The 23,180-nt window shown below is 62.0% G+C and carries 22 protein-coding genes and 1 pseudogene; 3 read left to right on the top strand and 20 right to left on the bottom strand.

Annotated features, from left to right (window positions below; genetic code table 11):
• The 11 genes and pseudogenes from F7R20_RS16765 to ubiE form a co-directional block, all read right to left on the bottom strand.
• The coding region (locus F7R20_RS16765; protein WP_147282097.1) for a methyl-accepting chemotaxis protein at nt 1-1,892 on the bottom strand (1,892 nt) is incomplete at its 3' end.
• Between the two features lie 219 nt (nt 1,893-2,111).
• Entirely contained in the window at nt 2,112-4,016 is a 1,905-nt protein-coding gene (locus tag F7R20_RS32470; protein ID WP_013692085.1) for a methyl-accepting chemotaxis protein, read from the bottom strand.
• Nucleotides 4,017-4,130: 114 nt separating this feature from the next.
• Nucleotides 4,131-4,838, bottom strand: a complete 708-nt coding sequence (locus tag F7R20_RS16755) for a 16S rRNA (uracil(1498)-N(3))-methyltransferase (protein WP_003196923.1) — start codon at nt 4,836-4,838, stop codon at nt 4,131-4,133.
• Nucleotides 4,835-5,632: a twin-arginine translocase subunit TatC gene (gene tatC, locus F7R20_RS16750; protein ID WP_003196925.1), complete on the bottom strand. Its 798-nt coding sequence runs from the start codon at nt 5,630-5,632 to the stop codon at nt 4,835-4,837. The genes F7R20_RS16755 and tatC overlap by 4 nt, the downstream gene beginning before the upstream one ends.
• Entirely contained in the window at nt 5,629-6,051 is a 423-nt protein-coding gene (tatB, locus tag F7R20_RS16745; protein ID WP_003196927.1) for a Sec-independent protein translocase protein TatB, read from the bottom strand. The genes tatC and tatB overlap by 4 nt, the downstream gene beginning before the upstream one ends.
• 10 nt (nt 6,052-6,061) lie before the next feature.
• A complete protein-coding gene (locus F7R20_RS16740; RefSeq protein WP_003196929.1) occupies nt 6,062-6,349 on the bottom strand; it encodes a twin-arginine translocase TatA/TatE family subunit in 288 nt (95 codons plus the stop codon).
• 24 nt (nt 6,350-6,373) lie between these two features.
• Nucleotides 6,374-6,706 carry a phosphoribosyl-ATP diphosphatase gene (locus F7R20_RS16735; protein ID WP_003186671.1) on the bottom strand — a complete coding sequence of 111 codons (333 nt, stop codon included), beginning with the start codon at nt 6,704-6,706 and terminating at the stop codon, nt 6,374-6,376.
• Entirely contained in the window at nt 6,699-7,097 is a 399-nt protein-coding gene (gene hisI, locus F7R20_RS16730; RefSeq protein WP_003196931.1) for a phosphoribosyl-AMP cyclohydrolase, read from the bottom strand. The genes F7R20_RS16735 and hisI overlap by 8 nt, the downstream gene beginning before the upstream one ends.
• Before the next feature lie 81 nt (nt 7,098-7,178).
• Nucleotides 7,179-8,783, bottom strand: coding sequence for a ubiquinone biosynthesis regulatory protein kinase UbiB (ubiB, locus tag F7R20_RS16725; RefSeq protein ID WP_003196934.1), 1,605 nt, complete (start codon nt 8,781-8,783; stop codon nt 7,179-7,181).
• Nucleotides 8,780-9,404, bottom strand: a pseudogene (locus tag F7R20_RS16720) (ubiquinone biosynthesis accessory factor UbiJ). The gene ubiB and the pseudogene F7R20_RS16720 overlap by 4 nt, the downstream one beginning before the upstream one ends.
• Nucleotides 9,404-10,174 (bottom strand): bifunctional demethylmenaquinone methyltransferase/2-methoxy-6-polyprenyl-1,4-benzoquinol methylase UbiE, encoded by a 771-nt coding sequence (gene ubiE / locus F7R20_RS16715; protein WP_003196937.1) that lies wholly within the window; start codon nt 10,172-10,174, stop codon nt 9,404-9,406. The pseudogene F7R20_RS16720 and the gene ubiE overlap by 1 nt, the downstream one beginning before the upstream one ends.
• 155 nt (nt 10,175-10,329) lie before the next feature.
• On the opposite strand from ubiE, the gene F7R20_RS16710 reads away from it, so the two are divergent.
• The 3 genes from F7R20_RS16710 (at nt 10,330) to F7R20_RS16700 (ending at nt 12,217) form a co-directional block, all read left to right on the top strand.
• On the top strand, nt 10,330-10,605 hold the full coding sequence (locus F7R20_RS16710; protein WP_003196939.1) for a polyhydroxyalkanoic acid system family protein: 276 nt from the start codon (nt 10,330-10,332) through the stop codon (nt 10,603-10,605).
• A 270-nt stretch (nt 10,606-10,875) separates the two neighbouring features.
• Nucleotides 10,876-11,298, top strand: a complete 423-nt coding sequence (locus tag F7R20_RS16705; protein WP_003196940.1) for a phasin family protein — start codon at nt 10,876-10,878, stop codon at nt 11,296-11,298.
• 10 nt (nt 11,299-11,308) lie between these two features.
• Nucleotides 11,309-12,217: a phasin family protein gene (locus tag F7R20_RS16700; RefSeq protein WP_003196942.1), complete on the top strand. Its 909-nt coding sequence runs from the start codon at nt 11,309-11,311 to the stop codon at nt 12,215-12,217.
• Between the two features lie 164 nt (nt 12,218-12,381).
• Here F7R20_RS16700 and F7R20_RS16695 read toward each other — a convergent pair whose 3' ends face one another.
• From F7R20_RS16695 to argS, 9 genes are all read right to left on the bottom strand, one after another.
• Nucleotides 12,382-13,002 (bottom strand): TetR/AcrR family transcriptional regulator, encoded by a 621-nt coding sequence (locus F7R20_RS16695; RefSeq protein ID WP_003196944.1) that lies wholly within the window; start codon nt 13,000-13,002, stop codon nt 12,382-12,384.
• Between the two features lie 60 nt (nt 13,003-13,062).
• Complete coding sequence (phaC, locus tag F7R20_RS16690; protein WP_003196946.1) at nt 13,063-14,745, bottom strand: class II poly(R)-hydroxyalkanoic acid synthase; 1,683 nt, start codon at nt 14,743-14,745, stop codon at nt 13,063-13,065.
• A gap of 112 nt (nt 14,746-14,857) precedes the next feature.
• Nucleotides 14,858-15,712, bottom strand: a complete 855-nt coding sequence (gene phaZ, locus F7R20_RS16685; protein ID WP_003196948.1) for a poly(3-hydroxyalkanoate) depolymerase — start codon at nt 15,710-15,712, stop codon at nt 14,858-14,860.
• Between the two features lie 259 nt (nt 15,713-15,971).
• Nucleotides 15,972-17,651: a class II poly(R)-hydroxyalkanoic acid synthase gene (phaC, locus tag F7R20_RS16680; RefSeq protein ID WP_003196950.1), complete on the bottom strand. Its 1,680-nt coding sequence runs from the start codon at nt 17,649-17,651 to the stop codon at nt 15,972-15,974.
• A gap of 279 nt (nt 17,652-17,930) precedes the next feature.
• A complete protein-coding gene (locus tag F7R20_RS16675) occupies nt 17,931-18,308 on the bottom strand; it encodes a gamma-butyrobetaine hydroxylase-like domain-containing protein (protein WP_003196952.1) in 378 nt (125 codons plus the stop codon).
• Between the two features lie 197 nt (nt 18,309-18,505).
• Complete coding sequence (gene hslU / locus F7R20_RS16665; RefSeq protein WP_003196955.1) at nt 18,506-19,843, bottom strand: ATP-dependent protease ATPase subunit HslU; 1,338 nt, start codon at nt 19,841-19,843, stop codon at nt 18,506-18,508.
• Between the two features lie 56 nt (nt 19,844-19,899).
• Nucleotides 19,900-20,430 carry an ATP-dependent protease subunit HslV gene (gene hslV / locus F7R20_RS16660; protein ID WP_003196958.1) on the bottom strand — a complete coding sequence of 177 codons (531 nt, stop codon included), beginning with the start codon at nt 20,428-20,430 and terminating at the stop codon, nt 19,900-19,902.
• 217 nt (nt 20,431-20,647) lie between these two features.
• A complete protein-coding gene (locus F7R20_RS16655; protein WP_003196959.1) occupies nt 20,648-21,343 on the bottom strand; it encodes an SPOR domain-containing protein in 696 nt (231 codons plus the stop codon).
• A gap of 1 nt (nt 21,344) precedes the next feature.
• On the bottom strand, nt 21,345-23,081 hold the full coding sequence (gene argS, locus F7R20_RS16650; RefSeq protein WP_003196962.1) for an arginine--tRNA ligase: 1,737 nt from the start codon (nt 23,079-23,081) through the stop codon (nt 21,345-21,347).
• Nucleotides 23,082-23,180 lie beyond the last annotated feature (99 nt).

Below are 23,180 nucleotides of genomic sequence, written 5' to 3'. Positions count from 1 at the left end.
GTCTGCAAATGAACCCCCAACCGTGCCAGTTCGGCGCTGGAGGCGGCGGTTTCTTCGCTGGAGGAGGCGGTTTGTTCGGAGACATCGCGAACGTTCACGACGCTGCGGTTGATCTCTTCGGCCACGGCGCTCTGCTGCTCGGCCGCAGCGGCGATCTGTTGGTTCATCGACTGGATCGCCGAGACCGTACGGGTAATGTTTTCCAGCGAACCACCGGCACGGCGGGTCAGTTCGACGCTGCTGTCGGTCAGGCTACGGCTGTTGTCCAGGGTGGTCGCGACCTGTTCGGTGCCCGATTGCAGGCCCAGGATCAGCTCTTCGATTTCTTCGGTGGACTTCTGGGTGCGCTGGGCCAGGCTGCGTACCTCGTCGGCCACCACCGCAAAACCACGTCCGGCTTCACCGGCCCGGGCTGCCTCGATGGCGGCGTTGAGGGCCAGCAGGTTGGTTTGCTGGGCCACGGACTTGATCACGTCCAGCACGCTGCCGATCTTGTCGCTCTCGCGCTTGAGGTGGCCCATGGCTTCGGTGGAGTTGCCCACTTCCTTGGACAGGCGTTCGATCTGGGCGATGGCTTCGCCGACCACTTTTTCGCCTTCGCGAGCCTGCTGGTCAGCGGCAACTGCCGCTTCGGAGGCTTCCTCGGCATTGCGCGCCACTTCCTGCACGGTGGCGGTCATTTCGTGCATCGCAGTGGCGACCTGATCGGTTTCCACTTTCTGGCTGTTGACCCCGGCGCTGGTCTGCTCGGTGACGGCCGAGAGCTGTTCGGCGGCGCTGGCGATTTGCGTGACGCCGTCGCTGATACCCCCGATCAGTTGCCGCAGGCTGATCACCATTCGCTGCAGGCTGCCTTGCAGTTGACCCATGTCGTCGCGGCGGGTGACCACCAGGTTATGGCTCAAGTCGCCGGAGGCGACACGTTCGAGAGCTACCAGGGTCTGTTGCAGTGGACCGACGATCTGCCGGGTGATGATCCATGCAGCCAGCAGGCCAAATGCCAGTGCCAGGATGGTGACGATGATCAGCGTTTCTTTCGCTTGAGCCGTTTCCTGGTCGCGTTTCTCGATCTGCGAGGTGGTCAAATGATTGTTCAGTTCATGCAAACGGCTGTCCTGGTCGGCCATTTTCTTGAGGGCCGAAGCACTGGCGACCTGTGAGTCGCGGAACTGGCTGACGGCAGCGCGATAAGCCTTCATCGATTCAGAAGCTTGTTGCAGGTTGGCGGCGTGTTGTTCCGGCAGTTTGCCCGGCAGGCTTTCAAGGTTTTTCAAGACGTTTTCGATGGCATCCAGTGCCGGTTGCTCTGCATCGGCCTTGCCGCTGTAGGTGTAGCCGCGGACCTGGTAGCGCGCCTGCTGGATCAGTTTGCTCTGCTCAACCACAGCGTTGAATTGAGCAACGCTGTCACCTTGGCGCAAGGCATTTTCGACTTCTGTCACCTTGGCCACGGCGTTGTCGGCGTTGGCGCCAAGCTTGGAGCGGGCCGATTCGCGGTTCTGTGTCGCCTGGGTCAGGTCGGCAAAGGCGCGTTTGTACTCATCGAGGATAGCCAACTGCTGATTGAGCAACTCCTGGTCTGCCGGACGTACAAACCGTTTGAGGGCGGCTTGGATGCTGTCCTGAAGCTTGCCCAGGAACTCGCTGACGACTGCTGGTCCTTGTTCGCCGCGCCGCATCTCATACTCGAGACTGGAGATTCGCAAATCCTTGGCCAACTCATTGAGGCTGGCGATGGACGCCTGTTTATCCGCGCGGCTGATCACGCTGCTCAGGCTGTTCCAGCCCGCGAAGGTGCTCAGGAGGGTCATGAGCAGCACCAGGCCAAAACCGAAACCCAGTTTGCGATTGACACTTACGTTTCCCAGCTTTTCGGTTAGCCAACTGAACATGCTGATACTCCCTCGAACCTTTTATAGGTCTTATGAGGAGATTATCGACCATGTGACGGGGATCTGTAGAAAATAGGGCGGGGGATATCCGTGGTGAGGACGCTTGCCCACGCCCGGCGGCGAAACCGTTGCCAGTCCGAACGCCGTTGACGGCCGATTCGCGCTCGAACGGGAGCAAGGCCCCTCGCTACGGGGCTGTGCTCGCCGCTTTTTCGGTGTTTAGACTTTGAAGCGTCCCACCAGTGTCTGCAAATGAACCCCCAACCGTGCCAGTTCGGCGCTGGAGGCGGCGGTTTCTTCGCTGGAGGAGGCGGTTTGTTCGGAGACATCGCGAACGTTCACGACGCTGCGGTTGATCTCTTCGGCCACGGCGCTCTGCTGCTCGGCCGCAGCGGCGATCTGCTGGTTCATCGACTGGATCGCCGAGACCGTGCGGGTGATGTTTTCCAGCGAACCACCGGCACGGCGGGTCAGTTCGACGCTGCTGTCGGTCAGGTTGCGGCTGTTGTCCAGGGTGGTGGCGACCTGTTCGGTGCCCGATTGCAGGTTGCCGATCAGTGCTTCGATTTCTTCGGTGGACTTCTGGGTACGCTGGGCCAAGCCACGCACCTCGTCGGCCACTACTGCGAAACCACGCCCGGCTTCACCGGCACGGGCCGCCTCGATGGCCGCATTGAGGGCCAGCAGGTTGGTTTGCTGGGCGACGGACTTGATCACGTCCAACACGCTGCCGATCTTGTCGCTCTCGCGCTTGAGATGACCCATGGCTTCGGTGGAATTGCCCATTTCCTTGGACAGGCGTTCGATTTGGGCGATGGCTTCACCCACCACTTTTTCGCCTTCGCGAGCCTGCTGGTCCGCGGCGACCGTCGCTTCGCAGGCCTCTTCGGCATTGCGCGCCACTTCCTGCACCGTAGCGGTCATTTCGTGCATGGCGGTGGCGACCTGGTCGGTTTCCACTTTCTGTTTGTTGACCCCGGCGCTGGTCTGCTCGGTGACGGCCGAGAGCTGTTCGGCGGCACTGGCGATTTGCGTGACACTGTCGCTGATGCCGCCGATCAATTGCCGCAGGCCCACGGTCATGCTCTGTATGGCGCGTTGCAGTTGGCCCAGTTCGTCGCGGCGCTCGGCGCTGAGGTTGTGGGTCAAGTCACCTGCCGCCACGCGTTCGGCGACCTTGAGCGTCTGCTCCAATGGTATGACGATCTGCCGGGTGATCGCCATGGCAGCGATCACGCCGAACAGCAAGGCCAACGCGGCGGCCGAGACCAGCAACGTGTTGGCTTTGGTCGCATCATGGTCGCGCACGACTGTCTGGGACAGCGTGAGGTCTCGACTGGCCCCGCGTAGCACAACCCCCAGGTCGGACATGCGTTTGATGGCGGCAGCGCTGGCGGTCTGGGCTTCACGGAACTGGTTGACCGCGGCACGATAGGTCTTGAACGACTCGCTGGCCTGTTGCAGGTTGGCGGCGTGTTCTTCGGGCAGTCGGGCCGGCAGGCTGCCGAGGGCTTTCAGCGCGTTATCGATGGCATCCAGGGCTGGCTGCTCGGCGTCGGTCTCAACGCTGTAGGTATAACCGCGAACCTGATAGCGGGCTTGCTGGATGGCCTTGCTCAGGCTGACCACACTGTCGAGTTGAGCAGCGTTGTCGCTTTGCCGTATGGCGGTTTCAACGCTGGTGACTCGGGCCACGGCGTTATCGGCACTGGCGCCCAGTTTGCTGCGCGCATCCTCACGACTGGCCATGGCTCGGACCAATTCGGCGAGGGCAACCTTGTAATCGGCGACAGCGGCCAGTTGTTTGTCGACGATCGCCACATCGGCTGGCTGTTCGATCGATTGACGGGCGGTCTGGAGCCCTGGCTCCAGTTTGCCGATCAGATCGTTGATTTCCCCCGAACCCTTTTCACCCCGGGTCGAGTAATAGTCCATGCGCGCGGAGCGCAGGTCCTTGGTCAGGTCGTTCAGGCTGGCGATGAGCCCGAGTGTGTCGCCGCGTGCAATCACATTGCCTAGGCCGGTCCATCCGGTGAAGGCAATCATCAAGGTTAAGAGCAGCACCAGACCGAAGCCGAAGCCGAGTTTGCGATTAACGCCTACGTTACCTAGCCATTGGAACATGCTGATACTCCCTTGAAGGGCGGAACTGCTTTGTACAAAGCGCTATCGGCCCATAAAGGGGGAACAGGAGAAATGAGTTAGATGCGTTTGGAATACGGTGGCAAACCAACGGGATCAGAACAGTCGTGCAAGCAGCGCGGTAACCGCGGTCTCGACCCGCAGGATCCGCTCGCCCAGTTGCACCGGTTGCAGGCCGGCCTTGGCCAACAGGTCGATCTCGTAGGGAATCCAGCCGCCTTCCGGGCCGATGGCCAGTGTCACCGGTTCTGTCAGCGCGCGAGGGCAGGGTGGGTAGTTGCCAGGGTGACCGACCAGGCCCAAGGTGCCGTCGGTCATGGCTGGCAGGCGGTCTTCGACGAAGGGCTTGAAGCGTTTTTCGATGATGATTTCCGGCAGCACGCTGTCCCGGGCTTGTTCCAGGCCCAGGATCAGTTGCTCGCGGATGGCCTCGGGTTCGAGAAACGGCGTCTGCCAAAAGCTCTTTTCCACGCGATAGCTGTTGACCAGCACCACGCGCGGCACGCCCATGGTGGCGACGGTCTGGAACACCCGCCGAAGCATTTTCGGACGTGGCAGGGCGAGCACCAGGGTCAGCGGCAACTTGGCCGGTGGAGGCTGGTCGAGGGTCACTTGCAGTTCGGCCTCGCGGGCTTCCAGGCGCAGCACCTGGGCGGTGCCCATCAGCCCCCCGATGCGCCCGACGCGCAGGCTGTCACCGACGGCGCTGCGATGGACTTCCTGCATGTGGGTCAACCGGCGATCGCTCAGGACCACGCGGTCAGGCCCGATGAAGTCGGCCTCTTCGAGCAGCAGCAGGTTCACGCTTGGGTCGCTGGCGGCTGGTCGTTGTGGTCATCGACCGGTTGTTCCTCGGGCTCTTCTTCCCGGCGCTTGCGCACCAGGCCACCGAACAGGATGCCGATCTCGAACAGTAGCCACATCGGCACCGCGAGCAGGGTCTGGGAGAAGATGTCCGGCGGGGTCAGGATCATGCCGACCACGAAGCAGCCGATGATCACGTAGGGGCGGATCTTCTTCAAATAGGCCACGTCGACCACGCCAATCCACACCAGCAGCACCACGGCCACGGGGATTTCGAACGCCACGCCGAAGGCGAAGAACAGCGTCATGACGAAATCCAGGTAGCTGCTGATGTCGGTCATCATTTCCACGCCCGCCGGGGTGGCGGCGGCGAAGAACTTGAAGATCAGCGGGAACACCAGGTAATAGGCGAAGGCCATGCCGGTGTAGAACAGCAGGATACTGGACACCAGCAGCGGCACGGCGATGCGCTTTTCATGCTTGTACAGACCCGGTGCGATGAAGCCCCAGATCTGGTGCAGGATCACCGGAATCGCCAGGAACAGCGAGACCATCATCGTCAGCTTCAGAGGCGTCAGGAACGGCGACGACACGTCGGTGGCGATCATTGTCGCGCCTACCGGCAGGTACTGGCGCAGTGGCGTGGAGACGAAGGTGTAGATCTGCTGGGTGAAGGAAAACAGCCCGGCGAAGATAATGAAAATCGCCGCGACGCAACGCAGCAGACGGGTGCGCAACTCGGTGAGGTGCGATACCAGCGGCATCGGCTGGTCGTTCTCTGGGATATCGCTCATGGGGCTCGCGGCGGCAAAGTAGGGTCGTTAGGCGCAGGGACAGCAGGGGGCGCTGTATCCGTTACCGTCGGTGTCACTGGCGCCGGTTCAGCCACCGACCTCGCACCATCCACCGGCGCCTGGGGCGCAATCGTCGGTTCGGCCACGGGCTGAACCGGCGTCGGTTCCTGTTGGGTCGGCGTGAAGATTTTCCGCGCTTCCTGCTCCAGGGACAGAATATGTTCGTTGTGAAGTTGCCGACGGATGTCGTCGGCACCGATCTCACGTTCAACTTCCTGTTTGATCGCATTGAAGCTGCGCTTCAGGCGGCCGATCCACAGACCGGCGGTGCGCGCAGCACCCGGCAGGCGCTCGGGGCCCAGTACCAGAAGGGCGACGAGGCCGACGAGCAGCAGTTCAGTGAAGCTGATCCCAAACATTAGTCAGTGCTCACGAGTCTTTGCGGACGGGCTCTTCGACTTTCTGGGCCTGCACGTCGATGGTGTGCGGCGCATTCACAGGCTGGCTGGCCTGGGGGTGTACCGGTTGGGTCGGCTGCGCGGGTTGGCCAGGAGCCGCCGACGGGTCGGCCGGTTTTTCGTCATCGTTCATGGCCTTGCGAAAGCCCTTGATCGACTCACCGACATCGGTGCCGAGGTTTTTCAGTTTCTTGGTACCGAACACCAGCACCACGACGACCAGGATGACGATCCAGTGTTTCCAGTCAAAAATACCCATGGAGCTATTCCTCTCAAAAGTTGATCAGGCGGACGGGCGCGAGGCTTTCTCGACGTGCCCGGACAGACCGAAGCGACGGTCCAGTTCATCCAGTACGGCCTGCGGATGCTGCCCCAGTTGGGCCAGCATGACCAGGCTGTGGAACCACAGGTCGGCGGTCTCGTAGATCACGTCGCTGCAATCGCCACTGATGGCGGCGTCCTTGGCGGCGATGATGGTCTCGACCGACTCTTCGCCGACTTTCTCCAGAATCTTGTTCAAGCCCTTGTGGTACAGGCTGGCGACATAGGAACTGTCGGCCGCGGCGCCCTTGCGCTCTTCCAGCACCTGGGCCAGGCGGGTCAGGGTGTCACTCATGGGTATGTCCTGAATAAATGGCATGCGGGTCCTTGAGCACCGGGTCGACGGTTTTCCAGTCGCCGTTCTCGAAGACGCGATAGAAGCAGCTTTGACGGCCGGTGTGGCAGGCAATCTCACCGACTTGCTCGACCATCAGGATGATGACGTCGCCGTCGCAGTCCAGGCGCATCTCATGCAGGTGCTGCACGTGCCCGGACTCTTCACCTTTGCGCCACAGCTTGCCACGGGAACGTGACCAATAGATGGCGCGGTTCTCGGCGGCGGTCAGGGCCAGCGCTTCGCGGTTCATCCAGGCCATCATCAATACGCGCCCGGTCTTGTGGTCCTGGGCGATGGCCGGCACCAGGCCGTCAGCGTCCCATTTGATCTCGTCCTGCCAGTTTTTCATCTTTGACTCCGACCATGGGCCGCGCACCTGACGTCGGCGGGCCCAGCGTTGAAACAGTGTGCCAGTGCGAACCGGTGCTGGCTATCGGCGAACGACCAGATACAGACCGACCACCATCATGATACCGGCTGGCCAGTGACCCAGTTGGCTCAGCGGCCCGCCGGTCGCCAGCACTGCGCCGCCTCCCAGGTGAGCGGCGCCCAGCAGGCGCAACAGCCAGTCGTCCTTGCGTCGGTGCCACGGGGGCGCCGGGTCGTGGGCGTGGGGCTGGGACATGCGTTCGAGCAGGTCGCGGGTCATGTTGGCCAGGTGCGGGAGCTGCTCGAACTGGCTCTGCACGTTGCCCAGCAAGGTTTTGGGACTGACGCGCTCGCGCATCCAGCGTTCGAGGAACGGCTGGGCGGTGTTCCACAGGTCGAGCTCCGGGTACAACTGGCGGCCGAGGCCTTCGATGTTCAACAGGGTTTTCTGCAACAGCACCAGCTGTGGCTGGACTTCCATGTTGAAGCGCCGCGCGGTCTGGAACAGGCGCATCAGCACCTGGCCGAAGGAAATATCTTTTAACGGTTTTTCGAAGATCGGTTCGCACACGGTGCGGATCGCCGCTTCGAACTCGTTGAGCTTGGTCTCGGCCGGCACCCAGCCCGAATCGATGTGCAGTTGCGCGACGCGACGGTAGTCACGCTTGAAGAAGGCGAACAGGTTGCGGGCCAGATAGTCCTGGTCTTCTGGTGTCAGGCTACCGACGATGCCGCAGTCGATGGCGATGTACTGCGGGCTCCACGGCTGCACCGTGCTGACGAAGATGTTGCCCGGGTGCATGTCGGCATGGAAGAAGCTGTCGCGAAACACCTGGGTGAAGAAGATTTCCACGCCGCGTTCGGCGAGCATCTTCATGTCGGTGCGCTGGTCGGCCAGGGTCGCCAGGTCGGTGACCTGGATGCCGTAGATGCGCTCCATCACCAATACTTTCGGCCGGCACCAGTCCCAATAGACTTGCGGCACATACAGCAGCGGCGAACCTTCGAAGTTGCGGCGCAGCTGGCTGGCGTTGGCGGCCTCGCGCAGCAGGTCGAGTTCGTCGTAGATGGTTTTCTCGTAGTCCTGGACCACGTCCACCGGGTGCAGCAGGCGGGCATCGGCCGACAACCGCTCGGCGGCGCGGGCGAGGATGAACAGCCACGCCAGGTCCTGGGCAATGATCGGCTTGAGGCCCGGGCGGATGACCTTGACCACCACTTCTTCGCCGCTCTTGAGTTGTGCGGCGTGAACCTGGGCGACGGAGGCCGAGGCCAGGGGCTCGACGTCGAAGCGGCTGAAGACTTCGCTGATCTTCTTGCCCAGTTGTTCCTCGATCAGCGCCACCGACACCTTGGAATCGAACGGCGGCACGCGGTCTTGCAGGCGCATCAGTTCATCGGCGATGTCTTCGGGCAACAGGTCGCGACGGGTCGAAAGGATCTGCCCGAACTTGATGAAAATCGGCCCCAGGTCCTGCAAGGCCAGGCGCAAGCGCGCACCGCGACTCAGGTCCAGCGTTCGCCGGGGAAACCAGCGCCACGGCAGTACGAAGCGCAGGGCCAGGAGAAACCAGGGCAGCGGCAGGGCGAACAGCAGGTCATCGAGGCGGTAGCGGATCACGACGCGCTGGATGCGCAACAAACGGCGGACGGCAAGCAGCTTCATGCGTTATCGCTTGGTTTCAAGGGATCGGGAAAGGCGCTCGAAACGCGCCTCGAGACGTTCCAGGTCAAGTTTGATCTGGTCCAGTTCATTAAAACGGGCTTGTGCTTCGCGTTGGCCTACGAGGGTACGCGATTCTTCGGCCAGGTATTCACTCAGATTCTGCCCCAGGCTGGCGAACCCCTGCCGATACCAGCGGCTGCGGCTGCGCAAATGGCCGCTGAGCAATTGGGTCGCCACCGGACCGATCCAGCGGGACACTTCGTATTCCCAGTCCAGCTCCAGGTCCTGGAGAATCGCCGCCAGCTCCAGCAGTACGCCGCTGTCGCCGTCGAGCTCCACGTCGGGGCTGTGCAGCACCGCGGTCTTGTCCTTGCCCAGGGCCAGGTTCAGCAGGCTCGACGCCGGGGCGCGCAGCGTGCAGTCGGCCTCGGCCTCCCAATGCGCGGCGAGCATCAGGCCTTCGTCGCTGGGCAGGATGAACAACCGCAGCGCCGGGCTGCGACAGTCCACGGCAATCACCTTGCCACTCAAGTGCGCCAGGCGCGCGAGCGCCGTGCTGTCCAGGCGCAGCACCCGGTTGAGGCCGAGTTCGACGCTGGCGAGCAGGCCGGTGAGCAGCATCAGGGTTTGATACCGCGGTGCAGGGCGACGATGCCTGCGGTCATGTTGTGGTAGGTCACGCGGTCGAAACCGGCCTCGACCATCATCGACTTCAGGGTTTCCTGGTTCGGGTGCATGCGGATCGATTCGGCCAGGTAGCGATAGCTTTCCGAGTCGTTGGTGATCAGCTTGCCCATCAGCGGCATGAAGGCGAACGAGTAGGCGTCATAGGCCTTGGACATCAGCGCGTTGGTCGGCTTGGAGAACTCCAGCACCAGCAGGCGACCACCGGGCTTGAGCACCCGCAGCATCGAGCGCAGGGCATCTTCCTTGTGGGTGACGTTGCGCAGGCCGAAGGCGATGGTCACGCAGTCGAAATGGTTGTCGGGGAACGGCAGCTTTTCAGCGTCGGCCTGGACGAACTCGACGTTGCCGGCCACACCCAGGTCCAGCAGGCGGTCGCGACCGACCTTGAGCATGGATTCGTTGATGTCGGCCAGGACCACCTGGCCGGTCGGCCCGACGATGTGGGAAAACTTCTTCGTCAGGTCGCCCGTGCCGCCAGCGATGTCCAGCACGCGATTGCCGCTGCGCACGCCCGACAGTTCTATCGCGAAACGCTTCCACAGGCGGTGCATGCCGCCCGAGAGCAAGTCGTTCATCAAGTCATACTTGGCGGCTACGGAGTGGAAAACCTCAGCGACTTTTTCCGCTTTCTGGCTTTCCGGCACGTTCTTGAAGCCGAAGTGAGTGGTGGGTTCGGCATCGCTGCCTTTGCGCTGATCAGTCATATCGCGGTCACCAAAAAAGAATGCGGGACATTCTAATCCCGGTGGAGGGCTTTGTCTTGGCAAGGCTGAAGGTAAGATGGGCTACCGCCGGGACGTTTTGACGCAGCCAGGGTCTGAAACGTTCAGGCAAGTCCCGATAAAACAGGAGTCACCCGATGGCCCGTATAACTGTTGAGCGTGCCCATGGCCTGGGCAAGGAAGTGGCGCGAGAGAAAGCCGACAAGCTGGCGCAGAAGTTGTCCGACAGCTATGGCCTGGAGCCGCAGTGGGAGGGCGACACCCTGAAACTCAAGCGTTCCGGGGTAAAGGGCGAAGTGCATGTGGGCGACGACTCGATCCGCGTCGACGTGGAGCTGGGCATGTTGATGTCGGCCATGAGCGGCACGATCAAGACGGAAATCGAAAAGGCGTTGGATAAGGCGTTGGCTTGATTGATTGAAAGGGTGGGTGGAATGCATGACTCAAGTTCACCACCTGTCCACCTGTGGGAGCGAGCTTGCTCGCGATAGCGGCGAGTCATTCAACATCAATGTTGCTGGTCCACCGCAATCGCGAGCAAGCTCGCTCCCACATGGGAAGTCATCGCCCTCAGGTTTTGTGTCAGTTGTTAGGGTGCCCTTTCTAATTATTCTCACTACTTTGTGCCTGAGCCCGTCCATGTGCGGGCAGTTCCTCAAACCTTTTTTCGAGTGAGGTGCACCATGGCCAAAGTTATTCTGAAGAAAAAAACCGACGTTGAATCTTCCACGCTCAGCGACGTGAAAACGTACGCGCGCAAGATCTGGCTGGCGGGCCTGGGCGCCTACACGAAGGTCGGCCAGGAAGGCAGCGAGTACTTTCAGGAGTTGGTAAAGGCTGGCGAAGTTATTGAAACCAAAGGCAAAAAGAAAATTGCCGGAAAACTTGAAGCGGCCAACAGCGAATTGATTGAAGCCAAGAGCGACGTCAATACTTTCAAGGCCCGGGTTGAAGTACAACTCGATAAAGTCGAGAAGGTATTCGATGCCCGTGTTGCAAGTGCCTTGAATCGTATCGGCATTCCGTCTAAACATGACGTTGAGACACTCTCTGCTAAGCTCGATGAGCTGACAGCATTGCTCGAACGTGTCGCGCGTAAACATTAAGGAGAACGGGATGGCTGGCAAAAAAATCACAGAAAAAGAGGGCAGCTCGTGGGCCGGGAAGATTGAAAAGTATTCCCGCAAAATCTGGCTTGCTGGTTTAGGCGTGTACTCGAAGATCGACACTGACGGCAGCAAGCTCTTCGAGTCCCTGGTTAAGGACGGCGAAAAGGCCGAAAAACTCACCAAGACGGCAGTCGGCAAACAAGTCGATGCAGCCAAGGACTCTGCCGAGTCCGCCAAGTCGCGAATCGGCGGCGTGAAGGATCGTGCACTGGGCAAATGGGACGAACTGGAAGGGGCTTTCGACAAGCGCCTGAACAGTGCGATCTCGCGCCTGGGTGTGCCGAGCCGTAATGAAGTCAAGGCACTGCACAGCAAGGTCGACACCCTGACCAAGCAGATCGAAAAACTCACCGGCGCCAAGGTCGCACCGGTGGCGACCAAGACTGCAGCGGCCAAGCCGGCTGCTAAAACGGCGGCCAAGCCACTGGTCAAGGCTGCGGCGAAACCCGCTGCCAAACCTGCGGCGAAAGCAGCGGCCAAGCCCGCGGCTAAAACTGCTGCGGCCAAGCCTGCTGCCAAGGCGGCGGCCAAACCGGTAGCGGCCAAACCTGCGGCCAAAGCGGCAGCCAAGCCTGCGGCCAAACCTGCGGCTAAACCCGCGGCTAAAACGGCAGCTGCCAAACCGGCAGCGAAACCCGCCGCCAAGCCTGCGGCAAAAGCGGCGGCCAAACCTGCTGCGGCGAAAAAACCGGCCGTGAAAAAACCGGCCGCGCCGAAAGCCGCTGCACCGAAGGCGCCGACCGCAGCCGCCAAACCGGCGACCCCGACGAGCCCGGCGAACTCCGCCGCCGCTCCGACCCCGGTCGCCACGCCAACTCCAGCGCCGGCTCCATCGACGCCTACCACCCAGTCCTGATTCTGCGGGACATGCAAAAACGCCCGGCCTCTGAAGGTCGGGCGCTCGTTCCCACGCTCCCGCGTGGGAATGCCTCCGGGGACGCTCTGCGTTCCGCTGTTTGGGGCGCGGAGCGTCCCGGGTTGCATCCCCACGCGGAGCGTGGGGACGAGCGTCACACTGGGTTACTCGTGTTCTTCCAGGTAGCGCAACGCCAGTTGCTCAGTCGCGACCTTGGTCGCGGGCGGCAGGTGTGGGGCCACCAGCATCATGATCTGGTAGACCACCAGCCGAACCTCGCCCTCGCGGTCCAGGATCCGCTGGTAGTCCAGGGAGAACAGCAAGGTCATGGTGATCTGCTCCACCAGTTGCCCCAGGGCCTGGGTATCGCTGACCAGCAATCCCTGGGCCTTGAGCTGTGCCAGCAGTGAGGCGAGGGTGCGCTTCAGGGCATTGAGTAACTGACGGATGCCCTTGGCCAGCTTCGGCAGGCGCCCAGCCAGGTTCGACAGGTCCTGGAACAGAAAGCGGTACTGCGCCAGGCGCTCGACGATCAAGTGCAGGAACAGCCAGTAGTCTTCCGGCGCCAACTGCACGTCCGCCGGAGGGTCCAGCAGCGGCGCCAGTTCGCCCTGGAATCGCTCGAACAGCCCGAGGATCAGCGGTTCCTTGCCATGAAAGTGGTAATAGAGGTTGCCCGGGCTGATGCCCATTTCGTTGGCAATTTCCATGGTGGAGACGTTCGGTTCGCCCTTTTCGTTGAACAATTGCAGGGCACATTCAAGGATGCGGTCGCGGGTTTTCATCCGGTCTTCTTAATGATCAAGTCATGCCACGGCCAATCGCCTGGCCGTGGGGTAAGGCCTTCAGCGCACGCGAACATAGGTGCCGGGAGCTGCGTCCAGAGGCGGGTAGTTCGCATTGCCCAAGGTCATCTGGGTTTCGTGCTGGGCGCCGGAACGCTCCTGGATCCAGCCCAGCCATGGGGTCCACCAACTGCCTTCGACGTGCTTGGCGTCGTAGTACCAGGCCCGTGGGTCGCTGCTCAATTTTGCGCTTTCGATGAAGTTGGCCTTGGGGTTGCCCGGCGGGTTGAGGATGCTCTGGACATGGCCGCTGTTGGAAAGCACGAAGCGTTTTTCGCCACCCAGCAACAGGGTCGAGCGATACACCGCGTCCCACGGCGTGATGTGGTCATTGATGCCGCCCACACTGAAGCTGTCCACCGTCACTTTCTGCAGGTCGATGGGCGTGCCGCACACTTCCAGGCCGCCGGGATGGGTCAGCGGGTTGTGCTTGAAGAAGTCCAGCAGGTCGCCGTGGTAAGCCGCCGGCAGGCGGGTGCAGTCGTTGTTCCAGTAGAGGATGTCGAAGGCCGGCGGCTCCTTGCCCAGCAGGTAGTTGTTGATGAAGTAAGTCCAGATCAGATCGTTGGGGCGCATCCAGGCGAACACCCGGGCCAGGTCGCGGCCATCGAGGATGCCTTTCTGATAGGAGCGGCGCTTGGCGGCTTCGAGGGTCTGCTCGTCGATGAACAGCGAGGCCTGGCTGTCGATCTGGCTGTCCAGCAGGCTCACCAGGTACGTGGCACTGGCGACCCGACGCAACTGGCGCTTGGCTTGCAGGTGGCCTTGCAGGGCGGCGATGGTCATGCCCCCGGCACAGGCACCCATCAGGTTGACCTCGCGGGCGCCGGTGATCGCCCGGCAGACGTTCATGGCTTCTTCCACGGCCTCGACATAGCTGGACAGGCCCCACTCTCGGTGGCGTACGTCGGGGTTGCGCCAACTGATGATGAAGACCTGCAAACCGTTTTTCAGGGCGTACTGGACGAAGCTGTTGGAAGGGCTCAGGTCGAAAATGTAGAACTTGTTGATCTGCGGCGGCACGATCAGCAACGGCTTGGCGTATTGCTTTTCACTCATGGACCGGTACTGGATCAGCTCGAGCAATTCGTTGCGAAACACCACCGCGCCGGGAGTGGTCGCCAGGGTCTTGCCGACTTCAAAGGCATGGGGGGTGACTTGTCGCGGCAACCCATCGTTGTGCAGCAGATCGTCCACCAGATGGCTGAGGCCTCGAACCAGGCTGGTGCCGCCGGAGTTGAACAGCTCCTTGACCGCCAGCGGGTTGAGCAAGGTGTTGGACGGCGAAACGGCGTCGTTGAGCAGGGCGAAGGCGAAGTGGGCGCGGGCGCGGTCATCCTGGCTCATGGTGCTTTCATCGATCCAGCTCGTCACCTGCTTCTGCCAGCTCAGGTAGGCCTGCAGGCTGCGGCGGTAGAACGGATTGAGCTGCCAGGTGGGGTCGGCGAAACGCTGGTCGTTGGGGTTGGTGGGGTGCAGGGTCTCGCCCAGCAGCACTCGGCCCAGTTGACCGCCCAGCTTCAACGCGTGCCGGGCACTGTGCACCGGGTTGCGCAAGCCGTGTACGGCAACGCTGCGCAAGGTGGACAGCAGGTCCCTGCCACGCAGGCCGGTGACCGCACTTTGTGCGTTGATGAAGCTGGCAGGGGCGGGCATGGAACCCTTCGCCGGTTTGTCGCGCATGAGTCAACTCCTTCGTCATCAGGCTAAAAACAAACACACCGAACCAGACAACATAGTCGCTGTTTCGGGTCGCTGCGCGGTCCGGCGTCCTGCCAGGCGCTAATGGGCGGTTTCAGCCGCCCAGTGGTGAGGGGTGCGGATGCATCACCGCACGCTGACGTTCTTCCTCCAGGAATTTCATGATGATCGGCGCCACCGCCTCGGCCCGAGTGATCAGGAACAGATGGCCGTCATCGATGATGTGCAATTGGGCGTTGGGAATGCGCCAGGCCAGCATGCGCATGTTGATCAGCGGGATCAGCGGGTCGTCGTCGCCGGCCAGCACCAGGGTCGGCTGGTGGATCTTGTGCAGCCAGTGGATGCTGGTCCAGCCCAGCCCGGCGAACAGTTGCCAGTAATAACCGAGCTTGCCCGCCGAACGAACCTTGGCCGCATGGCTGGCCGCCAGGCTCGGGTCGCGACGGAACGAACCGCCGTAGATCAGCGGTGCGATACGCATCACATGGGACGGTTGAATGTAGCGCCGGGGGCTGGCCATCATCCACAGCACCTTTGGTTTGCCCGGCACCATCACCGCCCCGGCCGCCGTGGCCGCCAGCACCAGCTTCTTGCAGCGCTCGGGGTAGTCATAGGCAAACTGCTGGGCCAGGGCGCCCCCCCAGGACACGCCGATCACATTGACCTGTCCGTAGTCCAGGTAATCGAGCATTCGCGCGGTGAGTTTGGCCAGGCCAGGAAAGCGATACGGCCGGTTGGGCGTCGATGAACCGCCGACACCGGGTACGTCAAAGGCGATGACTTCCAGATCCGGGTCCAGGGCCTGGATGAACGGGAACACCAGCTCGAGGTTGGCGCCGATGCCGTTGAAAATCAGCAGCGGCGTCAAGTGAGGCTTGCCGGGACGTACCGCGGTGCGCAAGGTCTGGCCATCCAGATCGACGGTACGGAAGATGTACGGTTGCGGCATGCTTCAAGCCCTGTGGGTTGGGTCGCTGTCTTTCATTTTCCCCGATCCCCTGTGGGAGCGAGCTTGCTCGCGATTGCGATGTGTCAGCACATACAGGTGTTGAATGTGCCGCCGTCATCGCGAGCAAGCTCGCTCCCACATGGGATCTGCTGTGAACATGAGTTTTATGTTCGCCAGCGCTGTGGGCCTTGCATTCAGTGTCGGCTGGCGGGATGTATTCGTGAGCAAGCCCACTCCCGCGCCAGACGAGTTGCATCCATTACCGCTCATGCACATAAGTGCCGGGCGCCGCTTCACCGGCCGGGTAGGCCTTGTTGCCCAGCACGGTCGGGGCTTTTTTCAGTTTGCCCGAGCGCTCGGCCTGCCAGGCCTGCCAATGCAACCACCAGGAGTCGGTGTGCTTGGTTGAATTCTCCTGCCAGTCCTCGGCCTTGGCCGGCATGTCATCACTGGTCATGTAGCGCGACTTGGGGTTGCCTGGTGGGTTGAGGATGCTCTGGATATGCCCGCTGCTCGACAGCACGAACTCCACCTTGCCGCCAAACAGCTGCGCCGACTTGTAGCAGGACTTCCATGGCGTGATGTGGTCGTTGGTGCCGGCCAGGGAGTAGATGTCGGCGGTGACCTGCTTGAGATCGATGGGCGTGCCGCACACTTCCAGTGCATTGGGACGGATCAGTGGATTGTTCTTGAACATTTCGATGAGGTCGCCGTGGAACGCCGCCGGCAGCCGCGTGGTGTCGTTGTTCCAGAACAGGATGTCGAACACGGGCGGCTCGTTGCCCAGCAGGTAATTGTTGACCCAGTAGTTCCAGATCAGGTCGTTGGGGCGCATCCAGGCGAACACCTTGGCCATGTCGCGACCTTCGAGTACACCGGCCTGGTAGGAGTGGCGCTTGGCCGCTTCCAGGGTCTGCTCGTCGACGAACAGCGCCACGTCGGTGTCCAGGGTGGTGTCGAGCACGCTGACCAGCAGGGTCAGCGCATTGACCTTTTTCTCGCCGAGGGCGGCGTAATGGCCCAGCAGCGCGGTGCAGGTGATGCCGCCCGAGCAGGCGCCGAGCATGTTTATGTCCTTGCTGCCGGTGATGGCCGTGACCACGTCCACCGCCTCCTTGAGCGCCTCGATGTAGGTCGACAGGCCCCACTCGCGCTGCTCCTTGGTGGGGTTGCGCCAACTGATGACGAAGGTCTGCACGTTGCTGCGCAGGCAGAAGCGCGCCAGGCTCTTGTCCGGGCTCAGGTCGAATACGTAGAACTTGTTGATTTGTGGCGGCACCACCAGCAGCGGTCGCTCGTGGACCTGCTCGGTGATGGGCCGGTAGTGGATCAGCTCCAGCACGTCGTTGCGAAACACCACGGCGCCTTCGGTCACGCCCAGGCTCTTGCCGACCTCGAACGCACCCATGTTGACCTGGCTCGGCATCCCGCCGTTGTGCACCAGGTCCTTGGCCAGGTGGGACAGGCCATCCAACAGGCTCTTGCCGCCGGTTTCGAAGAAGCGCTTGACTGCCGCGGGGTTGGCCGCCGAGTTGGTCGGGGCCATGGCTTCGGTCATCAGGTTGATCACGAAATGCCCGCGGCTGATGTCCGCGGGCGAGAGGTTGCTGTCATCGATCCAGGCGTGCAGCTCCTTGCGCCACGCCAGGTAGGTTTGCAGGTAACGTTTGTAGAGGGGGTTCTGGCTCCACGCCGGGTCAGCGAAGCGACGGTCGTCGCCGGCCGGTTGCAGTTCGGATTTACCGAACAGGACATTCTTGAGTTCGACGCCGAAATGGGCGACGTGCTTGACGCTGTGCAGCGGTTGCTTGATGGCCTGGGTCAGCACCATGCGGGCAGAGGCCAGCAGATCTTTTCTGCGCAAGCCGACGACGGGATTCAACCCCAGGGTATTTTCCGAGGCTTGATACTTCAGGTCATCGTTGTTCTTGTTGCTCATCTACGACGCTCCATTGTCCTTCAGACGAGTACCCGGATCGTGTGCCGCAAGCCACACAGCCAATACCAGGTACGCTGCTCGGGTGACCGTTAATTCCGCATCGAGGGCCAATGAGGAAACGTATGCCAGGAACTTGTCGGTTCCTTTGCAGGGAACTTGCCAGCTCCATTGGTTACCCGAGTTTAATTTTTTTCGCAAGCAGGCCAGTCATTGACGTTGCCGCGCGGGCATTCAAGCAGATGAGTCTAGAAAATTCGCCCTAAAGCGCCAGCCCTTGAGCTAGAGCATCAGCTTGACGACGGACTCGTTCGGATCGCGGGTTTTTCCGGCGGCCTTGAGTTCGCCAAGATAATCGTTCCACAAGTCTTCCTGACGCACCGCCAGCTGGTAGAGATAGTCCCAGGTGAACAGCCCGCTGTCGTGGCCGTCGTCGAAGGTCAGTTTCAGTGCGTACTGGCCGGCCGGTTCGACCTTTGTCAGGGCAACGTTGAGCTTGCCATATTGCAGGATGGGTTTGCCGTGGCCCTGGACCTCGGCGGAAGGCGAGTGCACCCGCAGGAACTCGGCGGGCAGGTGATACTCCTCGTCCGGCGCGTATTTGAGCGTCAGGGTCTTGGAGGCTTTGTGCAGGTTGATGGCGGTGGGGAGTTTGGTCATGGCCTGTGATCCGTCTCGGAAGGACATCTTGATCTATAAAACGACACCGTCAAATGTGGGAGCGGGCTGTGTGGGAGCAAGGCTTGCCCGCGATGAAAACGCCGCGGTCTCTTGAGGACCGCAGCGCCTGGATCGCGAGCAAGCTTTGCTCCCACATAGCCCGCTCCCACAGGTCCGCGTTTTCCTGTAATTGTGGGTTACAGGATATACCGCGACAGGTCTTCGTTCTGCGCCAGCTCGCCCAGGTGACTGTTGACGTACTCGGCGTCGATGAGGATCGGCGCTTCGTTGTGGGCGCTGGCCAGGTCGCCGGCGCTGAACGAGACTTCCTCGAGCAAGCGTTCGAGCAGCGTGTGCAGGCGACGGGCACCGATGTTCTCGGTCTTCTCGTTGACCTGCCAGGCGATCTGGGCCAGACGCTTGATGCCTTCGGGGGTGAACTCGATGTTCAGGCCTTCGGTCTTGAGCAGCGCGCAATACTGTTCGGTCAGCGACGCGTGGGGCTCGCTGAGGATGCGCTCGAAGTCTTCCGGCGTCAGCGCCTTGAGCTCGACACGGATCGGCAGGCGACCCTGCAGCTCCGGCACCAGGTCGCTCGGCTTGCTCAGGTGGAACGCCCCGGAGGCGATGAACAGGATGTGGTCGGTCTTGACCATGCCCAGCTTGGTGTTGACCGTGCAGCCTTCGATCAGCGGCAGCAGGTCGCGTTGTACACCTTCGCGGGACACATCGGCACCGCCGACATTGCCGCGCTTGGCGACCTTGTCGATTTCGTCGATGAACACGATGCCATGCTGCTCGACTGCCTCCAGCGCCTTGGCCTTCAACTCTTCTTCGTTGACCAGGCGACCGGCTTCCTCATCGCGCACCAGTTTCAGCGCTTCCTTGACCTTGAGCTTGCGGTTTTTCTTCTTGCCCTTGCCCATGTTGGCGAACAGGCTCTGCAGCTGGTTGGTCATCTCTTCCATGCCTGGCGGCGCGGAAATATCGACGCCGGCCATTTCGGCCACTTCGATCTCGATTTCCTTGTCGTCCAGCTGGCCTTCGCGCAGGCGCTTGCGGAACAGTTGACGGGTGTTGGAGTCCTGGGTCGCGGCGGCGTCGGCGTTGAAGCCCATGCGCGCCGGTGGCAGCAGGGCGTCGAGGATGCGCTCTTCGGCGGCGTCTTCGGCGCGATGGCGGACCTTGGTGATTTCCTGTTCGCGCAGCAGCTTGATGGCGGCATCGGCCAGGTCACGGATGATCGACTCGACGTCGCGGCCGACATAGCCGACTTCGGTGAACTTGGTGGCTTCGACCTTGATGAACGGCGCGTTGGCGAGTTTGGCCAGGCGACGGGCGATCTCGGTTTTACCGACACCGGTCGGGCCGATCATCAGGATGTTTTTGGGGGTCACTTCGACGCGCAGTTCTTCGGGCAGTTGCATCCGGCGCCAGCGGTTACGCAGGGCGATGGCGACGGCGCGCTTGGCATCGTCCTGGCCGATGATATGGCGGTTGAGTTCGTGGACGATTTCGCGGGGAGTCATGGACATAATAATGGGTGGTCCTCAAGCAAGAATGGGCCGTGGCGTGGTTCGCCTGGACAGGCTTATTCCGCGAGGTCCTGCTCCTCAATGGTCTGGGTGTGGTTGGTGAAGACGCAGATGTCGCCGGCAATGCCCAGGGCTGTCTCGACGATCTCACGGGCCGACAGGTCGGTTTTTTTCAGCAGGGCGCTGGCCGCAGCCTGGGCGTAGGCTCCGCCGGAACCCATGGCGATCAGGCCATCCTCGGGCTCAACGACGTCGCCGTTGCCGGTGATAATCAGGGAGGCGTCCTTGTTGGCGACCGCGAGCATGGCTTCGAGGCGGCTCAGGGAGCGGTCGGTACGCCATTCCTTGGCCAGTTCCACGGCGGCGCGGACCAGATGACCCTGGTGCTTCTCAAGCTGGCCTTCGAAACGTTCGAACAAGGTGAAGGCGTCGGCAGTGGCCCCGGCGAAACCGGCGATGACTTCGCCGTGATACAGGCGGCGGACTTTCTTCGCGTTGCCTTTCATCACGGTGTTGCCCAGTGAAACCTGGCCGTCGCCGCCCATGACGACTTTGCCATGACGGCGGACTGAAACGATGGTGGTCAAGGGAGAGTCTCCACGCAGCGGGGCGAAAATGCCCGGATGGAACTCATATGGGGGTGGCGCGGGGTTTTTCAACTGCGGGGGTGCAGAGGGGACGAGCGGCCCCCCGATGATCGTTCCCATGCTCCGCGTGGGAACGCCTCAAGGGACGCTCCGCGTCCAGTGACGCGGAGCGTCACGGGCTGCATTTCCACGCAGAGCATGGGAACGATCGGTGTGCCTAGCGGCTCTGGCGTTGTTGTAACAACAGATTGCTGAAACCGCTGCCAGCCAGTTGCTTCTGGGCCTTGGTCAGTTCCTCGCGGTTGCTGAACGGCCCGACCAGTACCCGGTACCAGGTTTCGTCCTTCACGGTGCCGGACTCCACCGACACGGACTGGCCCAGCAGAATGATCTGCGCCCGGACCTTGTCGGCGTCGGCTTCCTTGCGGAACGAACCGGCCTGCAGGAAGAACTTCGTCACCGGCGCGGCTTTCTGCACCGGAGGGGCCGGCGGTGGCGTGATGCCGGCCAGGGCCGCCTGGGCGCGAGCGGTGTCGATCTTCGCCGCTTCGGCCGGGGTCACCGGCGTGGTGGGCACTTGCGGCGTCGGCAGGGTTTTCTCCGGCACGGCATCGGGCGGCACGATGACTTCCGATTCCGGCAGCAAGGTGTAGAAGTCGTACTTCGGCTTCACCGGTTGCGTCGGGCTCGGCGGGGTCTTGTTGGCCTCGGCGATCCGCGTGGCTTTCTGCTGCTCTTGCCGGACGCGCTTGACGTCATCGCCCTGGCCCGGCTCCAGCTTCATCAGAAACACAATGAAAGCGCCGACGGTCAGGCCGATGGCCATCCACAACCAGCCCGGAATCGGTTTTTTGGCTGGAGGCTGGTAACGACTGGCGCCGCGTTTGGGTGCAGGTTTTTTCTTGGCGGCCAACTTACATGCGCTCCAGGGTTTCCAGGCCCAGCAGTTCCAGGCCTTGCTTGAGCGTACGCCCGGTCAGCGCGGCGAGGCGCAGGCGGCTCTGCATTTGCTCTGGGGTTTGCGCGTTGAGGATCGGGCAGTTCTCGTAGAAGCTGGAGAACAGGCCGGCGACATCGTACAGGTAGGCGCACAGGGTGTGCGGCGTGCCCTTGTCGGCGACGTTGTTCAACACTTCACCGAACTGCGCCAGCTTCGCCGCCAGCTCCTGTTCGTGAGGGGCCTCAAGCACAATCTGGCCGTCCACTTCATTGAAGCTCTTGCCGAGCTTGCGGAACACCCCCGCCACGCGGGTGTAGGCGTACAGCAGGTACGGCGCGGTGTTGCCTTCGAAGTTGAGCATCAGGTCGAAGTTGAAGCTGTAGTCGCTGGTGCGGTGCTTGGACAGGTCGGCGTATTTCACCGCGTCGATGCCCACGACCTTGGCGATCTTGCGCAGTTCGTCCTCGGCCAGCTCGGGGTTCTTGCCCTTGACCAGGGTGTAGGCGCGGTCCTGGGCTTCGGTCAGCAGGTCTATCAGCTTCACCGTGCCGCCATCGCGGGTCTTGAACGGGCGGCCGTCGGCGCCGTTCATGGTGCCGAAGCCCATGTGCTCCATCTCCATTGGACGGGTCACGAAACCGGCCAGGCGCGCGACTTCGAACACTTGCTGGAAGTGCAGGGCCTGGCGCTGGTCGACGAAGTACAGCACCCGATCGGCCTTGAGCACGCTGTTACGGTAGCGCACGGCTGCCAGGTCGGTGGTGGCGTAGAGGTAGCCACCGTCGGCCTTGACGATGATCACCGGCAGCGGCTCGCCATCGGCGGTCTTGAACTGGTCGAGGAACACGCACTGGGCGCCGTTGCTTTCCACCAGCATGCCCTTGGCCTTGAGGTCGTTGACCACGTTGATCAGGTCGTCGTTGTAGGCGCTTTCGCCCATCACGTCGGCCATGGTCAATTTGACGTTCAGCAACTCGTAGATTTTCTGGCAGTGGGACAGGGAGATGTCCTTGAACTTGCTCCACAGCGCCAGGCACTCGGCATCGCCGGCCTGCAGCTTGACCACCAGGCCCCGGGCACGGTCGGCGAACTCGGGCGACTCGTCGAAGCGTTGCTTGGCGGCGCGGTAGAAGTTCTCCAGGTCCGACAGTTCGTCGCTGGTAATGGGGTTTTCCTGCAGGTAGGCCATCAGCATGCCGAACTGGGTGCCCCAGTCGCCCACGTGGTTCTGGCGGATCACCGTGTCGCCGAGAAACTCCAGGACCCGGGCCACGCCGTCGCCGATGATGGTCGAGCGCAGGTGGCCGACGTGCATTTCCTTGGCCAGGTTGGGGGCCGAGAGGTCGACCACGGTGCGCTGCAACGGACCGGCCTTGCGTACGCCAATGCGCTCGTCAGCCAGGGCCGCGTCCAGGCGCGAAGCCAGGGCCTGTGTGTTCTGGAAGAAGTTGATGAACCCGGGGCCGGCAATGTCGGCCTTGCTGACGTTCTCGTCGGTCGGCAGGGCGGCGATGATTTTCTCCGCCAGGTCCCGGGGCTTCATGCCGGCCGGCTTGGCGAGCATCATCGCGATGTTGCTGGCGAAGTCGCCGTGGGTCTTGTCGCGGGTGTTTTCGACCTGAATCGCCGGCGACAGGCCTTCTGGCAGCACACCTTCAGTGACGAGTTGGGCGATGGCTTGCTGGATGAGCTGGCGAATGGTGTCTTTCATGGTCTTCTCTTTCAACCGCAGGCGCGGCGGCGCTTCGATGCGCTGGTGGAAAAACTGGGCATTATCCGTGGCGAAGACGGGCTTGCCAACTGTAGCGGG

The organism is Pseudomonas brassicacearum subsp. brassicacearum, from assembly GCF_008801605.1.
Lineage (GTDB): Bacteria > Pseudomonadota > Gammaproteobacteria > Pseudomonadales > Pseudomonadaceae > Aquipseudomonas > Aquipseudomonas brassicacearum.
This window is presented reverse-complemented; position numbering and strand designations above follow the sequence as displayed.

Bases quoted from the DNA above. Each gene is read 5' to 3' on its own strand.
- F7R20_RS16705 (WP_003196940.1), top strand. From the start codon at position 10,876: ATGGCCAAAGTTATTCTGAAGAAAAAAACCGACGTTGAATCTTCCACG.
- tatC (WP_003196925.1), bottom strand. From the start codon at position 5,632: ATGAGCGATATCCCAGAGAACGACCAGCCGATGCCGCTGGTATCGCAC.
- phaC (WP_003196950.1), bottom strand. From the start codon at position 17,651: ATGAGCAACAAGAACAACGATGACCTGAAGTATCAAGCCTCGGAAAAT.
- F7R20_RS16675 (WP_003196952.1), bottom strand. From the start codon at position 18,308: ATGACCAAACTCCCCACCGCCATCAACCTGCACAAAGCCTCCAAGACC.
- hisI (WP_003196931.1), bottom strand. From the start codon at position 7,097: ATGAAAAACTGGCAGGACGAGATCAAATGGGACGCTGACGGCCTGGTG.
- F7R20_RS32470 (WP_013692085.1), bottom strand. From the start codon at position 4,016: ATGTTCCAATGGCTAGGTAACGTAGGCGTTAATCGCAAACTCGGCTTC.
- F7R20_RS16735 (WP_003186671.1), bottom strand. From the start codon at position 6,706: ATGAGTGACACCCTGACCCGCCTGGCCCAGGTGCTGGAAGAGCGCAAG.
- tatB (WP_003196927.1), bottom strand. From the start codon at position 6,051: ATGTTTGGGATCAGCTTCACTGAACTGCTGCTCGTCGGCCTCGTCGCC.
- F7R20_RS16740 (WP_003196929.1), bottom strand. From the start codon at position 6,349: ATGGGTATTTTTGACTGGAAACACTGGATCGTCATCCTGGTCGTCGTG.
- F7R20_RS16700 (WP_003196942.1), top strand. From the start codon at position 11,309: ATGGCTGGCAAAAAAATCACAGAAAAAGAGGGCAGCTCGTGGGCCGGG.
- phaC (WP_003196946.1), bottom strand. From the start codon at position 14,745: ATGCGCGACAAACCGGCGAAGGGTTCCATGCCCGCCCCTGCCAGCTTC.
- F7R20_RS16695 (WP_003196944.1), bottom strand. From the start codon at position 13,002: ATGAAAACCCGCGACCGCATCCTTGAATGTGCCCTGCAATTGTTCAAC.
- ubiB (WP_003196934.1), bottom strand. From the start codon at position 8,783: ATGAAGCTGCTTGCCGTCCGCCGTTTGTTGCGCATCCAGCGCGTCGTG.
- argS (WP_003196962.1), bottom strand. From the start codon at position 23,081: ATGAAAGACACCATTCGCCAGCTCATCCAGCAAGCCATCGCCCAACTC.
- ubiE (WP_003196937.1), bottom strand. From the start codon at position 10,174: ATGACTGATCAGCGCAAAGGCAGCGATGCCGAACCCACCACTCACTTC.
- F7R20_RS16710 (WP_003196939.1), top strand. From the start codon at position 10,330: ATGGCCCGTATAACTGTTGAGCGTGCCCATGGCCTGGGCAAGGAAGTG.
- phaZ (WP_003196948.1), bottom strand. From the start codon at position 15,712: ATGCCGCAACCGTACATCTTCCGTACCGTCGATCTGGATGGCCAGACC.
- hslU (WP_003196955.1), bottom strand. From the start codon at position 19,843: ATGTCCATGACTCCCCGCGAAATCGTCCACGAACTCAACCGCCATATC.